The 13,696-nt window shown below is 70.0% G+C and carries 15 protein-coding genes; 6 read left to right on the top strand and 9 right to left on the bottom strand.

Annotated elements, in window-relative coordinates; all coding sequences use genetic code 11:
• Positions 1 to 2: 2 nt before the first annotated feature.
• Positions 3 to 428 carry a nucleoside deaminase gene (locus tag Air01nite_RS09035; RefSeq protein ID WP_203701519.1) on the top strand — a complete coding sequence of 142 codons (426 nt, stop codon included), beginning with the start codon at positions 3 to 5 and terminating at the stop codon, positions 426 to 428.
• Between the two features lie 307 nt (positions 429 to 735).
• Positions 736 to 1,182 carry a DUF8189 domain-containing protein gene (locus Air01nite_RS09030; protein ID WP_203701518.1) on the top strand — a complete coding sequence of 149 codons (447 nt, stop codon included), beginning with the start codon at positions 736 to 738 and terminating at the stop codon, positions 1,180 to 1,182.
• A gap of 53 nt (positions 1,183 to 1,235) precedes the next feature.
• Here the strand turns inward: Air01nite_RS09030 and Air01nite_RS09025 are convergent, their stop codons facing one another.
• Positions 1,236 to 2,246 carry a Gfo/Idh/MocA family protein gene (locus tag Air01nite_RS09025; RefSeq protein WP_203701517.1) on the bottom strand — a complete coding sequence of 337 codons (1,011 nt, stop codon included), beginning with the start codon at positions 2,244 to 2,246 and terminating at the stop codon, positions 1,236 to 1,238.
• A gap of 149 nt (positions 2,247 to 2,395) precedes the next feature.
• On the opposite strand from Air01nite_RS09025, the gene Air01nite_RS09020 reads away from it, so the two are divergent.
• Positions 2,396 to 3,748 carry an FAD-binding oxidoreductase gene (locus Air01nite_RS09020; protein ID WP_203701516.1) on the top strand — a complete coding sequence of 451 codons (1,353 nt, stop codon included), beginning with the start codon at positions 2,396 to 2,398 and terminating at the stop codon, positions 3,746 to 3,748.
• 12 nt (positions 3,749 to 3,760) lie between these two features.
• On the opposite strand, the gene Air01nite_RS09015 is transcribed toward Air01nite_RS09020, so the two are convergent.
• From Air01nite_RS09015 to Air01nite_RS41525, 3 genes are all read right to left on the bottom strand, one after another.
• The gene (locus tag Air01nite_RS09015; protein WP_203701515.1) at positions 3,761 to 4,600 is read right to left on the bottom strand and encodes a DUF4253 domain-containing protein; all 840 of its coding nucleotides are present in this window, start codon (positions 4,598 to 4,600) and stop codon (positions 3,761 to 3,763) included.
• A gap of 197 nt (positions 4,601 to 4,797) precedes the next feature.
• Complete coding sequence (locus tag Air01nite_RS09010) at positions 4,798 to 5,334, bottom strand: ribonuclease FAU-1 family protein (protein WP_203701514.1); 537 nt, start codon at positions 5,332 to 5,334, stop codon at positions 4,798 to 4,800.
• A 241-nt stretch (positions 5,335 to 5,575) separates the two neighbouring features.
• Positions 5,576 to 6,178, bottom strand: coding sequence for a TetR/AcrR family transcriptional regulator (locus Air01nite_RS41525; RefSeq protein WP_203701513.1), 603 nt, complete (start codon positions 6,176 to 6,178; stop codon positions 5,576 to 5,578).
• A gap of 45 nt (positions 6,179 to 6,223) precedes the next feature.
• Here Air01nite_RS41525 and Air01nite_RS09000 point away from each other — a divergent pair, with 45 nt between their 5' ends.
• Complete coding sequence (locus Air01nite_RS09000; RefSeq protein WP_203701512.1) at positions 6,224 to 6,997, top strand: DUF4386 family protein; 774 nt, start codon at positions 6,224 to 6,226, stop codon at positions 6,995 to 6,997.
• A 12-nt stretch (positions 6,998 to 7,009) separates the two neighbouring features.
• On the opposite strand, the gene Air01nite_RS41020 is transcribed toward Air01nite_RS09000, so the two are convergent.
• The 5 genes from Air01nite_RS41020 to Air01nite_RS08975 form a co-directional block, all read right to left on the bottom strand.
• On the bottom strand, positions 7,010 to 7,651 hold the full coding sequence (locus Air01nite_RS41020; protein ID WP_239090595.1) for a polysaccharide deacetylase family protein: 642 nt from the start codon (positions 7,649 to 7,651) through the stop codon (positions 7,010 to 7,012).
• A 500-nt stretch (positions 7,652 to 8,151) separates the two neighbouring features.
• Positions 8,152 to 9,522: a chromate efflux transporter gene (gene chrA, locus Air01nite_RS08990; RefSeq protein WP_203701510.1), complete on the bottom strand. Its 1,371-nt coding sequence runs from the start codon at positions 9,520 to 9,522 to the stop codon at positions 8,152 to 8,154.
• Between the two features lie 10 nt (positions 9,523 to 9,532).
• On the bottom strand, positions 9,533 to 9,964 hold the full coding sequence (locus Air01nite_RS08985; RefSeq protein WP_203701509.1) for a chromate resistance protein ChrB domain-containing protein: 432 nt from the start codon (positions 9,962 to 9,964) through the stop codon (positions 9,533 to 9,535).
• 75 nt (positions 9,965 to 10,039) lie between these two features.
• Complete coding sequence (locus Air01nite_RS08980) at positions 10,040 to 10,759, bottom strand: HupE/UreJ family protein (RefSeq protein WP_203701508.1); 720 nt, start codon at positions 10,757 to 10,759, stop codon at positions 10,040 to 10,042.
• 39 nt (positions 10,760 to 10,798) lie between these two features.
• Positions 10,799 to 11,881 carry a HupE/UreJ family protein gene (locus Air01nite_RS08975; protein ID WP_203701507.1) on the bottom strand — a complete coding sequence of 361 codons (1,083 nt, stop codon included), beginning with the start codon at positions 11,879 to 11,881 and terminating at the stop codon, positions 10,799 to 10,801.
• 123 nt (positions 11,882 to 12,004) lie between these two features.
• Here Air01nite_RS08975 and Air01nite_RS08970 point away from each other — a divergent pair, with 123 nt between their 5' ends.
• Together Air01nite_RS08970 and Air01nite_RS08965 are read left to right on the top strand one after the other, a co-directional pair.
• Complete coding sequence (locus Air01nite_RS08970) at positions 12,005 to 12,643, top strand: HupE/UreJ family protein (RefSeq protein WP_203701506.1); 639 nt, start codon at positions 12,005 to 12,007, stop codon at positions 12,641 to 12,643.
• Between the two features lie 9 nt (positions 12,644 to 12,652).
• Positions 12,653 to 13,636, top strand: coding sequence for a DUF8832 domain-containing protein (locus tag Air01nite_RS08965; RefSeq protein ID WP_203701505.1), 984 nt, complete (start codon positions 12,653 to 12,655; stop codon positions 13,634 to 13,636).
• Positions 13,637 to 13,696 lie beyond the last annotated feature (60 nt).

The raw sequence follows: 13,696 nt of genomic DNA, 5'->3' as shown, positions 1-13,696 counted from the left end.
CCGTGGACCAACGAGACGAGCAGTATCTGCGCCGCGCCATCGCGCTCGCGGCGGCCGCGCCGGCTGCCGGCGGGCGGCCCTTCGGTTCGCTGCTGGTGGGGCCGGACGGTGCGATCCTCGCGGAGGACCACAACACCGTGCCGGCTGACGGCGACATCACCGCGCACCCGGAACTCAAGCTCGCCCGATGGGCGGCCCGCGAGCTCGACGCGTCGACGGTCGCCGGCACCACGATGTACACCAGCTGCGAGCCGTGCCCGATGTGCTCGTACGCGATCGACCGCTCCGGCCTGGGCCGGGTGGTGTTCGCCCTGTCGGGCGACCAGTTCGAGGCGCTGTCGGGCGTCGCCGACCCGAAGCGGGTGCCACGCGAAGGCCCGGCACTGTTCGACGAGGCCCGCGCCCCGATCGACGCCTTCTTTTCCTGAGCGGAAGGCCAGCTCGCCGTCCGGCCAACGACTGGGTCCATGCTGTCAACTGATAGGAAGGTTTCGCGGCATCTGCATCGCGTCGAGTAGTTGACAGATGGCGATGTGTCGACGATGCTTTGCTCATCGTCAACCGACGAGCTTCGATGCGACGGGCAATTGGCTAATTGCAGCTGACGAGCGCTGTGCCGCGACATTCCCGCCGCGCCGGGGCAGAACGATCCGACCATTCGTCACCGCTCACCCACACGGACAGGAGCGTCACTTGCGAATGAGACCGCGAACCCATCGGACCAGAATTGCTGCGGTGTTGGCAGCGGTTCTGCTGACGGCCGCCGCGCTCACCGGGATATCCGCGGCGCCCGCCGCGGCAGCGGATCCGTCTCCAGGGCCGGAAGTCGCGACAAGCGGAGGACCGGATTTCACCGCTGCCGGGATGTGCAACATCTACCGCGGTGCGTACCGGGGCGGAATGCTGTGTGGCGGTGCTTACCGATCCCAGGACTACACGCATCCTGACGGGCGCAAGGAAACGTTCATCATCGGGTATGACCAAGCCATGTGGCACATCTACCAGCGTTACCCCGGCGACGCTTCGTGGAGCGGCTGGTCGTCGATGGGCGGTGGCTTCCTCAGTGGCGCGAACCTGTTGAAGCCGGACCCGCTCATCGTGTACGGGAACGGATTGGACAATGAGCCGTACTGCAAAACGTACAAGCCACCGTGGACCGGCTGGTACCGCTGTTTCGGGTAATGAGTCCCACGCCACTCGGGCCGCGTATTCCAGACGCGGCCCGAGTGGCCGGGTCACAGCCTGATCGTGGTGCCCGTTGTGGCGCTGGCCCGAGCGGCGTCCAGAACCTCGGTGTTGCGCAGGACGTCACAGGGATCGACGGGAACCGGAGCCTCGCCACGGACAGCGGCGGCGAAGGCCGGGTAGTACGTGTCCCAGCGTCCCCGTTCCGTCGGCACCGGCTCGCCCGGCCCGCCGCGGTAGACGCGGCCCCAGCGGTTCTCCGGTTCGGTGCCCCACAGGTCGCGTTCGGTCGCGGGTGTGCGGCCGGCGACGAGGGCGTCCTCCTGGCCGTCCACGCCGTCGACGATGTAGGTGCCCGTCGTGCCGGTGACGCGGAATCGTGGGCCGGGAGCGCCCTGGACCCAGCTGCCCCAGAGCTGTGACTCGACACCACCGGTGTGGCGGATGGTGACGAAGAAGTCGTCGTCGAGTGTGTGCCGGGCAGCCATCCGCGCGTACACGTGCTCCGCGGGGCCGAAAAGAAGCAACGCCTGGTCCACCAGGTGTGCGCCGAAGTCGCGCAGGGTGCCGCCGCCGGCCGCGGGCGGGCCCGGGTCCGGTGCGAAGCGCTCGAAGCGTGACTCGAAGCGGCTGACGTCGCCCAACGCGCCGGTGTCGATCAGGCGCCGCACGGTCAGCAGATCCGAGTCCCAGCGCCGGTTCTGGTAGACGCTCAGCGCCACTCCCGCCTGCTCGGCCGCTTCGATCACCGTGCGGGCCTCGGCCGCGTCGAGGGCGAACGGCTTGTCGACCACGACCGCCATGCCGAGGCCGATCGCCTCGAGTGCCAGGGGAGCGTGGGTGTCGGCCGGGGTCGAGATCGCGACGGCCTGGACGCCGTCCGCGGCCAGCGCCCGCAGCGAGTCGTAGGCCGTGGCGTCGGGATGGTCCTTCCTGAGCTCGGCCCGGCGGTCCGGTGAGCGCGTCACCACGCCGGCGAAAGAGATGTCCGGTGCCGACGCGAGCAGCGGCGCGTGGAAGTAGCGGCCGCCGAACCCGTAGCCGACCAGTCCGAAACGCATGTGAGCGCTCCTTGTTGCGCAGGGGTGTCATGAGGGACCACGCCATTGTGACGGTCGGGTCCGACGAGATCCCCGTCACGACGGCGTGACGAAGGCCGCTCGCTGGTTACTCTCACAATGAGAAGAACGCGCGGACGGGGGTACGAGACGTGAGTATCGAAAAGACAGTGGCCAGCGGCGGCGTCTACCTGCCGGACGACGAGGGATACGACCGGGCGCGGACCACCTGGGCACTCGCCGTCGACGTGCGGCCCGCCGCCGTGGTCTTTCCGCGTACCGTCGACGAGGTTGCCGCTGTGGTCCGTGCCGCCGCGGAGGGCGGCCTGCGGGTCGCGCCGCTCGGCACCGGACACAACGCGCACCCGCTCGAAGGTGTCGACCTGTCGCGCACCGTGCTGATGCGGATGTCCGCGCTCAAGGGCATCGAGATCCACGGCCGCACCGCCCGGGTGCGGGCCGGCGAGGTCTGGCTGCCGATCGTCGAGAAGGCCGCCGAACACGGGCTGGCCGCGTTGCACGGATCGAGCCCCGACACCGGAGTCGTGGGTTACCTGCTCGGCGGCGGCCTCAGCTGGTACGCCCGCGCGCACGGCCTCGCGGCCGACACCGTCACCGCCGTGGAGTTGGTCACCGCGGACGGCACCGTCGTCCGCGCCGACGCCGACCACGAGCCCGACCTCTTCTGGGCGCTGCGCGGCGGCAACGCGGCCAACTTCGGCGTCGTCACCGCGGTCGAGTTCACGCTGTTTCCCATCGAGACCGCGTACGCCGGGATGATGGTCTGGGATATCTCGGCCGCCCACCGGGTGCTGAGCGCCTGGGCGCCCTGGTCGGTCACCGCGCCCGAAGCAGCCACCACCTGTTTCCGGCTGCTGCGGTTCCCGCCGATCGCGGACGTGCCCGAGGTCTTCCGCGGCCATCAACTCGTCGCCGTCGACGGCGCAGTGCTCGGCGACGACGCGCAGGCGATCCTGGCTTCGCTGCGTGCGCTCGACCCCGAGATCGACACCTTCGCCCGCGTCCCAGCACCGGCCGTCGCGCGTGTGCACATGGATCCCGAGCAGCCCGTCCCCGGCGGCGGGCGGTCCGCGTTGCTCGACGGGCTGCCACCAGAGGCCATCGACCGGCTGCTGGAGGTCGCGGGACCCGACGCCGGCACCACCCTCAACGTGATCGACATCCGCCAGCTCGGCGGCGCGGTCGGTCGGGTCGCGCCCGGCGCCGGCGCCGCCGCCCGGTTCGACGGCCAGTTCCTCCTGCTGGCCGCCGGCGTGCTGATCGGCGACATGGCGAAGCAGACGATCGCCGACTGCGAGCGCACGGTCGACGCCGTGTCCGCGTGGTCGCGCGGACGGATGTACCTCAATTACGACGAGGTCGGCGGCGACTCGAGTCGTGGCTTCGACCCGGACGTCTGGGGCCGGCTGTGCCGCATCCGCGCGGCGGTCGATCCCGACCGGCTCTTCCAGGCCAACCACGAGGTCCCCGTCACGCCGCGGTAAAGGGGGCCCTTGTCAGGGTCGATTGTGGACGAACCAGGCGTCACCGGCGGTCATGGCGACGGCGACCTCCCATCGACTCAGGTCTAGGTTCGGGGCGAGCGCCTTGAGCTGGCCGGCCGCGGTCCACGCGTCGTCACCCGGCGCCGGGCGACGACCCACCTGAAACTGCAGCATGGTGCCCCACGAAGCGACCAGGCGGGCGTCCCACCGATCACGCCATTGCGCCAACACCTCGGCGAGCATCTCGCGATAGTCGCGCGTGAGCGCACCCCAGAAGTCCACCCAGTACGCCGCGCCGCGGACGTCGCTGGTGGGTACCAACATGAGGAGGACACTGTCCGGCGTGAACCAGTAGTCGGCCTGCGTCACGAACCGCACGCGGCCGAGCGCTCGGGCGTGCAGGTCGGCGTCGGCGAGCAGTCGGTCGTACAGCGCCCGTTCGAGCGACTGGCGCGACGTCGGCAACTCCACATGCGACACCAGGGCCGCCATGCCGCGCAGGTAGTTCTCGGCCTCGCCCTCGCCGACCTGATCGTCCTGGCTGTAGTGGCGGTAGGCCAGCCAGGGTTCGGAAGCCCGGGCCGCCTCGGCGAATTGGCGCACCTCCGACTCCGACGGACCCTGTTGGGGCTCGGGCCGGATCCGCATCGTGTCGTCGAAGTCGTCGGTGACCATGACGGGCCGGCGCCCGAGGACCGGCACCAGCGCCTCCGCGGCCTGCCAGGCCTCGTGGAGGCGTCCAGGTTCGACGCCGGCCACGAGGACGGTTCCCGACGGGCCGTACCCGATCGGCAAGCCGGCCAACGGCGTGCCGGCGAACGCCGCTTCTATCCGGTCGAGGTCGATTCGCACCGCGACAGTGTCCCCGATCATCGACGCGTCAGTGTGCCAGCCGTGGTCCGGCGCCACCGGCGAGGCGCTGCTCGACCCGACGATCACCCGCCGGCTGATCGCCGACCACGTCCGCCGGCCACCACCCGCCGACGCTTCGGCTCCGCCGCCACTGCCGGACCTGACGACGGCCTCGTCAGACCCGGCGGAACCTGAGGTCAATCAGCTGGCTGCCAGTCGGACCATCTGGGTAGCCACCAGCGTTCGCCGTTGTCGAGGGCGTTGGCCACACGTTCGGTCTCGGCCCAGACCGCTTGTGCCTCGACGGCTGTGAGCCGGCCGATGCGGACCTGTTCGGCGACGTCGTCCCGGTCCTTCCAGTGCCATTCGTCCTCACTGATGACCATGTCGACGCCGTGGTCGACGGTGTCGAACCCGTCGCCGGTGCGATGGTAGGGCGCTTGGAAGTTGACGTACCAGTGGTCCAGTTGGTCGCCACGGAAGAATCCCCAGACGGCGTGGGCGTCGCCGACGCGGTGCAGGTGGAGCACACCGGTGGTGGTCCAATGTGTGTGGTCCGACCACGGGTGCGGGCCGAACGGGTGCGGCGGGAACGTGAGCGGCGTGCCCTCGGCAAGCCAGACGGCGAGCACGTCGTCGTCGGCGATGACCCGCACGGGCATCGAGAGCCACACATCACCGTGCAACACCTCACGGCGATGCACGACGCTACCCAAGGCGAACCGGTCAATCACGACACCACCGTAAACGAGGTACGGACGATGCTCGGTGTCAGTCCCACATCGTTCCGGGCGACCGCCCGCGAGGTCGCCCAGTCGCTCGGTCGCGGTAGTCGGACGGCAACCGGTGGACCAGCTTCGGCGGTTGCTGTGCCGCGTCCAATGTGTCCCTGAACAGATCCCACAGGGATTCCCATCAACCTAAAGCGCGTCAATATCCATGGCCATCCAATCGCGAGCCATCGACCCGGAGGGTCTATCGCAGGAGTTGCGCCGCGAGGGTGTCGAACAGCCAGGTCTCGCATTTGTCGTACGACCAGCCGTTGCCGGTCAGGGCGTCGTACACCGGTGTGTCGGTCATCGTGGTGAAAATGGCGACCGCGTCGGCCTCGGACAGGTCCGTTGACAGTGCGCCGAGTGCCGCAACCCGGCCGACCGTAGCCGTCGCGCCAGCGCGGTGTTTGGCCAAGCCTTCCGCGTAGGTCTGAGCCATGTCGGGCTCGGAGCCGGCGGCTGACGCGAGCACCTTGATGATGGTCGAACCGCGCTCGGCGACCTGCCGGGTGATCCGGACCGCGAGCCGGAGGACCTCCCGCGGGTCGGTCGCCGCCCCCAGAGCCCGCGCCAACTCGGGCACGCCGGCTTCGAGGTCGATGGTCCCCAGGAGACCCCTCAAGAGCAGGGGCTTGGCACCGACGCTCGCGTAGACCGTCGGCACCGCGACCCCTGCCTCCGCCGCGATGTCCGCGATCGCGGTGGCTGCGTAGCCCCGTTCGGCGAACAGCCGTAACGCCGCGTCCAGGATGTCCCGCCTGGTCTCCTCCGCCTGGCGCGCACGCCGACCCATGGGCCTTGACATACCGAATAGCTTAAGCGTCTCATGACTATAGACGACTTCTAACGAATGAACGTGATCTCTAGTCAATGGAGGCTACAGATGGTGACGGTTCGCGAAGGCCGCCGCGAAACCGCGATGCTGGGTGGCGCCGCACTGTGCTTCTTCGGCTTGGTCCTGTTCCAGAACGTCCTGCGCGGCATTCTCGGGCCAACCGCCGCAGCGTCCACATCGGACATATCGACACTGCTGCACGAGCATGCCTGGTCGGTCCACCTCATGGTGATCACATATCTCGTGGGGATGCTGGCGCTGTTGTGGTTCAGCGCGAACATCGGGGACTGGTGCGCGCGGCGAAACCCGGCCGCGGCCTCGTGGGCCCGCCTCGGCGCCGCGTCGACGATCGTCGTCGCCGTGTTGTTCGGGATCATCAACGTCGTCCAGGTGACGATGGTCGCGGCCCGCGACGGCCTCGATTCGGCGCTGATCGATCTCCTGTGGACGTTCCACAACGCGATGTTCACCCTGAACATGGCCGGCGTGGGTCTAGCCTTGCTCGGCCTGGGCCGCGCGGCCGTCCTGGCGGACCTGGTCCCGCGGTGGCTCTCGCCCGTCACGGCCCTCGGCGCGGTGCTGCTGGTGGTCGCGGCCGGCCCGGCGGTCGCCGTCACCAACGGATCGCCGTGGATCAACCTCGGCTACGCCGGCTTCGCCGTGTGGCTGCTGTTCCTCGCCATGACCGGCGTCGCCTTACTGCGCGGACCGCGAGCCACCACAAGCGAAGCGACCGCATCCCTCCCCGAATTTCAGAGAATCGGTTCCCCAGCGGTTACGCAGGACTAGGTCCGGGGCTGGTCAGCGCTGGCTCGGCTCGCGCGGAGACATCGTTCGTGCGGCTGGGGTTTGGCGCGGTGGGTCGTCGCCGGGTGGGAGTGCGACCAGGGTGAACCGTTGTGTGAGGTCGGGAAGTATGGACTTGAGCGCCTCGACCGTGCCGGCGCGGTCGCCACCGCCGTCGTGCAGCAGGACGATCGAGCCGCGGTCCGTTTCTCCTTCCACGCGTGACGTGATGGTCGCGGCGCCGGGTTGGGTCCAGTCCTGCGGATCGACCGCCCAGTGGAGCGACGACATGCCGAGGTCTTTGGCTACCGCGACCACCCCGGCGCTCCATTCGCCACCGGGTTGGCGGAAGTACGAAATCTTGGCACCGGGCGCGGCGTTGTGGATCTCGGCGCTGGTGCGTTCCAGTTCGGCCCGCATGGTGGCTGGTGGTTGGCTCGCGAACCCGATGTCGTGGGACCAGGTGTGGTTGCAGAGTGTGTGCCCGTCGGCGGCGATCGCGCGGGTCAGGTCCGGATAGAGCGCGACCAGTTCGCCGACGACGCAGAACGTCGCTTTGACGTGGTACTGGCGCAGCAACGCCAGCACCTGGGGTGTGAACGTCGGATCGGGTCCGTCGTCGAAGGTGAGTGCCACTTGCTGGGTCCCGGTGGTCATCCGGCTCTCGAACGGCCCGCCTATCTCGGGCGCCAGTGGCGGCTGGCCCGGTCCGGCGATGATCCGCTCGGGGAAGGCGTCAGGGATCTTGGGTGCCTGGGGGACTTGACCGAGCGCCGGTCCCGGTCCGCCGTCGGGAGCCGTCGAGGGCGAGGGCCGATCGGGGGTGTTGAGTCGAGTCGGCGTCGGGCTCGGCCTGGCGGCGGTCGCCGAGGGTCGAGGCTCGGTGGCGCCGCGGTGCCGTTGGCCGCGTGCGGCTTCGGCGGTGTACGGATCGTGGGTTGACTCGCTCTGCCGACCGATCACGGTGGACGAGCCCATGATTGCGCCGACGACGAGGGCGGCGGCGATCAGCCCGCGGGCGGATCGGAGTCGGGCCCTCCAAGCGCGCCACTGGCCCTGACCGTCCACCCCACCTCCTCTGTCGCACAGACGTGAGGCCAGCGTACGGCGCATTCACATCGTAAGCGGGAGGATCGGCCCATTTCCGGCGCGCTCGGTCAGGTGCCAGGGAGGCCCGCGAGCGCCGCGACCAGGCCCGCTGCCGCGGAGATTCCGAGTACGACCAGGACCGACCAGCGCAGCCGGATCAGCAGCACGCCGGCGAGGATCGCGATGGCCAGCGGCACGGCGCGCAGGGTCGTGGGGTCGGGGACCAGCAGGCCGAGGGGTCCGGAGGTAACCGTGCCGAACAGCGTGTGGACGGTGAAGTAGAGGCCGAGGTTGGCGATCACGCCGACGACCGTCGCGGTGATTCCGGTCAGTGCGGCGGTGAGGCCGTGGCGGTCTCGCAGCCGCTCCACGTAGGGCGCGCCGAGGAGCACGAACAGGAAGCAGGGCACGAAGGTCACCCACACGGTCAGCAGGCTGGCCAGCACGCCGGCGACCCACGGGTCGAGGGTGCCCGGATGGTGGTAGCCGCCGAGGAACGCGACGAACTGCACCACCATGATCAGCGGGCCCGGGGTCGTCTCGGCCAGTGCCAGACCGCGGACCATGTCGCCGGCCGAGAGCCAGGCGTAGTGCTCGACCGCGCGCTGGGCCACATAGGACAGCACGGCGTAGGCGCCGCCGAAGGTGACCACGGCCGCTCCGGAGAAGAACACGGCCTGCTCGGTGAACACGCTGCCCGTGCCGAACAGGCCGGCGACGATCGCGACCGGGACGAACCATAGGAGCAGACCGACGGAGGCGATCACGGCGGTACGGCGGGTGCTTGGGTGCTCGTGGTGCAGGGCGTCGTCGGAGATGAGGGGTTCGGGGCCGGACGCTTCGGTGGTGTGCGCCGGTCGTCCGGCGACCTGGTGTGGCCGGCGGCGGTGGACGAGCCAGCCGGCGAGCGCGCCGACCAGCACCACGACGGGGAACGGCACCGCGAAGACGGCCAGGGCGATGAACGCCGCGACGGCCAGTGCGGCGAGCACCGGGCTGGTCAGCGCGCGGCGACCCACTCGCCACACGGCCTGCACCACGATCGCGATCACTGCCGGGGCCAGCCCGGCGAACAGGCCGATGACCACCGCGGTGTCGCCGAGGGCGACGTAGGCGATCGACAGCGCGAGCAGCGAGACGACACCCGGTATGACGAACAGGGTGCCGGCGGCCAGACCGCCGCGCAGGCCGTTGAGCAGCCAACCGATGTAGATCGCCAGCTGCTGGCCCTCGGGGCCGGGCAGCAGCATGCAGTAGTTGAGCGCGTGCAGGAAACGGCGTTGGCCGATCCAGCGGTGCCGGTCGACCAGGTGGTGTTGCATGACCGCGATCTGACCGGCGGGGCCGCCGAAGGTCTGCCACGAGATCAGGAACCAGACCCGGAGGGCCCGGGTGAACGGTATGGATTCGGTGGTCGCCCGCTGCTCGGTGGCGGTCATCGGTTGTCCCTCACGCTGGTGGGCGGTCCAGGAGCAGCGCCCGGCGGAAGTATTCGTAGAGCCCGTCGAACAGCGGGCCGGTCAGGGCCAGGACGTCGGCGTCACCGCGCACCATGGACAGCCCACGCAGGACGACATCGAGCCCCGGCGCCTCCGGCGCGTCGTACCGCTCGTCCTCGAGATCCGCCTCGTGCACGAGCTCCGCGAGCTTCCAGAGCACCGGGTCGTGCAGGTCGTAGCGGCGCAGGATCGTCTCAAAGGTGCAGTTGCCGCCGTGGTGCCCGAGCGCGACGCCCCGCATGTCGAACGGTGTCGCGTCGGCCGGCACCGCGGCCGGGTCGTCGACGAACAGGAACTCGGCCTCGGTGTCCACGTGCCGGGCGATGAGCCAGGCGCATGCCGCCCGGTCGATGTGCACGCCGGCGCGGGTCGCCCACCTCATGTGCGTCCTCGTGCGTCGGCGTGTTCGCCGGCGCCGGCGAGGGATTCCACGGCGGTCCGGGCACGGTTACGTCGGTCAGGGCAAGGTCAGCGCGGTTGAGCCGCCACTGGCAGCGGTGGTGAGCAGCAGGGCGCTGGCACCCAGGCCGACGACGATGAGGCCGCCGTGTGCGAGTCGCCATGTCGTCGCGCTGCTCAGCCGGTCCTTGAGCGACTCCTTGGCAGCCAGTCCGATGAGCACGATGATCCCGCCGCCGAACAGCTGCGCGAGCTCGACTCCGGCGTTGAATGCCAGCACGCGCCAGAGGGTCAGGTGCCCGGTGAACTGGGGATCCTGTAGGCGGGTGGCCAAGCCGAGCCCGTGCACGAGGCCGACGGCGAGGACGGCGGCGTTGAACAGCCGCCATCTTGCCGGTGGGCCGAACCAGCCGACCAGGCCGATGTACGCCAGGCTCAGCGCGATGGCCACGTCGACCAGGACGGGATCGAAGCGCCAGCCGGCCAGCGTGCCGGCGATCAGCGTGGCGCTGTGGCCCAGCGCGAACAGCGACAAGGTGATCATCGCCCGTTCGATCTCGGGTGCCAGCAGCAGCACGACCCCGGCGATGAACAGCAGATGGTCCCAGCCGAGGAGCATGTGCCGGAACCCGAGGCCGAGAAACGCGCCGGCGCTGTCGGCGTGGCCCGAGACCCCGTGCGCCCAGGCCGCCGCCGGCGTGGCGGCGACGATGCAGGCAGCCGTCACCAGGACGAGCCCGGTCGCGCGTGCGGGTCGTCCGCCGTGGATGGACGCCATCGCGCCAGCATATGGCCGCATCGACCAGCGGTGCAGTCGTCAGCCCGTCGAGCGGGAGCGGGGATCATTGGCCCAACCGGCCTTGAACTCCCGCAACGCGGCGAGGTCGAACTGTGTGCAGGTCAGCGTCTGGTAGGCGTGGATGGCCTTGAAGGTCTCGGCCTGCCCGGCGGCCGCGGGACCACCGACGACCTTGTTGCCGTCCGGCCCGGTGACGAAGACCCGCAGCTCGTCGAGTTGGGCGGTGGCCAGCGTGGGCTGGTAGAGCACGGCGACGTACCCGTCGCCGACGACGTGGCCGAAGTCGTCCTGCGGTGTCGTCTCGGTCGGCTCGTAGAAGTCCTTCTTCGGGTGGCCGCCGATGCCCTGGAAGGTCTCGGTGCGGTCCCGGACCTGGCACGCACCGGACCCGGCCGCCGTCGCGGTCGCCGGCTCCTGCTCGACGGCGCCGACCGCCACCAGGGTCCCGGCGAGGACGCCGCCGGCGACCAGGGCCACGTTGGCGGCCCGCCGCGTCCGCAGCCAGCCCGGCAGCGCGCCGTTGTTCGGCACGGGGAACCGGTGAGCCACCTCGACGATCAACATCAGGACGCCGATGGCGATGAGCTGGCCGACCTCGACACCGATGTTGAACGCGATGACCCGCGACAGCACGGTCTCCTCGTGCAGGCCCAGCGCCTGCAACCGGGTCGCCAGACCCAGCCCGTGGACGAGGCCGAACCCGGTGACGGCGGCGGCGAACCAGCCCCACCGCTGCGGGCGGCCGATCAGGCCGACCACGCCGACGAACACCACGCTCGCCGCGATCACCCCGTCGACCAGCGCCGCGTTGACCTGCCACCGCGACAACGTCGCGATGATCAACGTGGTGGAGTGACCGAGCGCGAACAGGGAGATCAGGCTCGCCGCGCGACGCAGTTCACCGGCCAGCAGCACGACGCCGACGATGAACAGCAGATGGTCCCAGCCGAGGAGCATGTGGGTGATGCCGGACAGCACGAAGTCCGGGATCGACTCCAGCCCACCAGTGATGCCGTGTGCCCAGGCCGGCTCGGAGAGGCCGACCACTCCCACTGCGGCGGCGACTACTACCGCGCCGACGCGCATCATCAGCTGACTCAACCGAGCCGTCCCTTCGTCGCCTGGCCGGCACGGGCGACGGCCGGTCTGAGTTGGTCGTCGGCAGTCGGCGGAAAGTTCCCGGCAGGTCGGTACAGTGTCGTTTCCCGGGCAGATGGAGGGGACATGGAGCTGGCCCACGGTGTGGCCACCACCGGCGACAGCGTCGGCGCGTTCGTCTGGTCCGGGTTCATCCACATGATCAGCGGGTGGGACCACCTGCTGTTCCTGGCCGGGATCGTGCTGATCACCAGCCAGGTCCGGGCCACCGTGAAGCTTGTGTCGCTGTTCGCGCTCGGCCACTCGACGACGTTGATCGTCGCGACGCTGGCCGGCTGGCAGTTCCCGCCGACCATCGTCGACATCGTGATCGCGTTGAGCCTCGCCTACGTCGGCGCGGCCGGTTTCGTCGACCTCGACCGCCACCGGCGGTGGATCGCGGCGTACGTCCTCGGCTTCGGGCTGGTACACGGGCTCGGCCTCGCGACCCGCCTGCAGACACTCGGGCTGCCCGAGGGCGGGTCGCTGCCGCGGGTGCTCGCCTTCAACGTCGGCGTCGAGATCGGCCAACTGCTCGCGGTCGGCGGCATGTTCATGCTCGGCGACGTCCTGCGGCACTACATCACCTGGCGCCACACCAGGCCGGCCGCGCATGCCGGCCTGATCGTCGTCGGTGTGTCCGCCGCCGCGACGATGTGGCTCACCACGCCGCTGATCCCCGACTGGCAACGGCAGGCAGCGGTGATCCCGCATCCATACCGCTAGATTGCGGGGATGCCCAGCCGCTGGAGTGCCAGCTTCGACCAGGACCAAGCCGAGCCCCGCCCCGACCCCGCACCGCCCCAGGCTCCGGCTCCGGCGCGCACCGTCAGCACGACCGTCACCCTCGCGTCGGCGCTGGTCGCCGTTCTCGCCGGATTCGCCCTGGCCCGGCTGACCAGCGCGCGCCCGGACGTTCCCGCCGCGCCGTCGACGGCCTCGGCCACGCAGCCGACCTCAGGTGCCGGTGTCATGGGCAGCCACAACCACGCCGGCGGCACAGCGGCGGCGGGCGGAGCGGGCGTGGTCGGCCTGGCCGTCAGCGCCCAGGGGTTCACCCTCGAACCGCAGACCCGCTCCCAGAGCGCGGGTGATTTCCGCTACCGGATCATCGACAAGAACCGGGCCCCCGTCACCGCTTTCACGGGAAGCGGCGACAAGGCGATGCACCTCACCGTGGTCCGCGCCGACCTGACGGGGTTTCAGCACCTGCATCCCACGATGGCCTTGGACGGCACCTGGACGACGCCGTTGTCGATCCCCGGGTCGGGCGCCTACCGCGTTTACGCCGACTTCACCGCGACGGGCGCCGACGGCAGCGAACAGGCCGTCACCCTCGGCGTCGACCACACCGCCCCCGGCACGTTCCGACCGCAGCCGCCGCCGGCGCCCAAGCGTGAGCAGGTGACCGGCGACATCACCGTCACCATGGAGGGCACCCCGTTGGCCGGTGCGTCCGTGCCGCTGCAGTTCCGGGTCTACGCGGCCGGCGCGCCCGCCTCTGCATGGCTTGCCCGCCATCACGGCGCGTTCGGACGACTCGTCGTCATTCGCGAAGGCGATTTCGGCGTCGTCCCCACCTATGCCGACGCGGAACTCGTCGGCGGCGCCCTCAAGGTGTGGCTGACCATGCCCACCCCGGGCCGCTACCGCGCCAACCTCGAGCTCGACATCGACGGGCGGCTGCGGTCCGTGCCGTACACCCTGGTCGTCGCCTGATCTCGCATCGCACTTAAAGCCAATAATGGCTTTCTGCAAAAGTGGGGCAACAATCGTGTA

Source organism: Asanoa iriomotensis (assembly GCF_016862515.1).
In the GTDB taxonomy this organism is placed as follows: Bacteria; Actinomycetota; Actinomycetes; order Mycobacteriales; family Micromonosporaceae; genus Asanoa; species Asanoa iriomotensis.
This window is presented reverse-complemented; position numbering and strand designations above follow the sequence as displayed.

Excerpts from the sequence above, each read along its gene's own strand:
- Air01nite_RS08965 (WP_203701505.1), top strand. The coding sequence starts at position 12,653 with ATGCCCAGCCGCTGGAGTGCCAGCTTCGACCAGGACCAAGCCGAGCCC.
- Air01nite_RS09025 (WP_203701517.1), bottom strand. The coding sequence starts at position 2,246 with ATGCGTTTCGGACTGGTCGGCTACGGGTTCGGCGGCCGCTACTTCCAC.
- Air01nite_RS09000 (WP_203701512.1), top strand. The coding sequence starts at position 6,224 with ATGAACGTGATCTCTAGTCAATGGAGGCTACAGATGGTGACGGTTCGC.
- Air01nite_RS08970 (WP_203701506.1), top strand. The coding sequence starts at position 12,005 with ATGGAGCTGGCCCACGGTGTGGCCACCACCGGCGACAGCGTCGGCGCG.
- Air01nite_RS41020 (WP_239090595.1), bottom strand. The coding sequence starts at position 7,651 with ATGACCACCGGGACCCAGCAAGTGGCACTCACCTTCGACGACGGACCC.
- Air01nite_RS08985 (WP_203701509.1), bottom strand. The coding sequence starts at position 9,964 with ATGAGGTGGGCGACCCGCGCCGGCGTGCACATCGACCGGGCGGCATGC.
- Air01nite_RS41525 (WP_203701513.1), bottom strand. The coding sequence starts at position 6,178 with ATGTCAAGGCCCATGGGTCGGCGTGCGCGCCAGGCGGAGGAGACCAGG.
- Air01nite_RS08980 (WP_203701508.1), bottom strand. The coding sequence starts at position 10,759 with ATGGCGTCCATCCACGGCGGACGACCCGCACGCGCGACCGGGCTCGTC.
- chrA (WP_203701510.1), bottom strand. The coding sequence starts at position 9,522 with ATGACCGCCACCGAGCAGCGGGCGACCACCGAATCCATACCGTTCACC.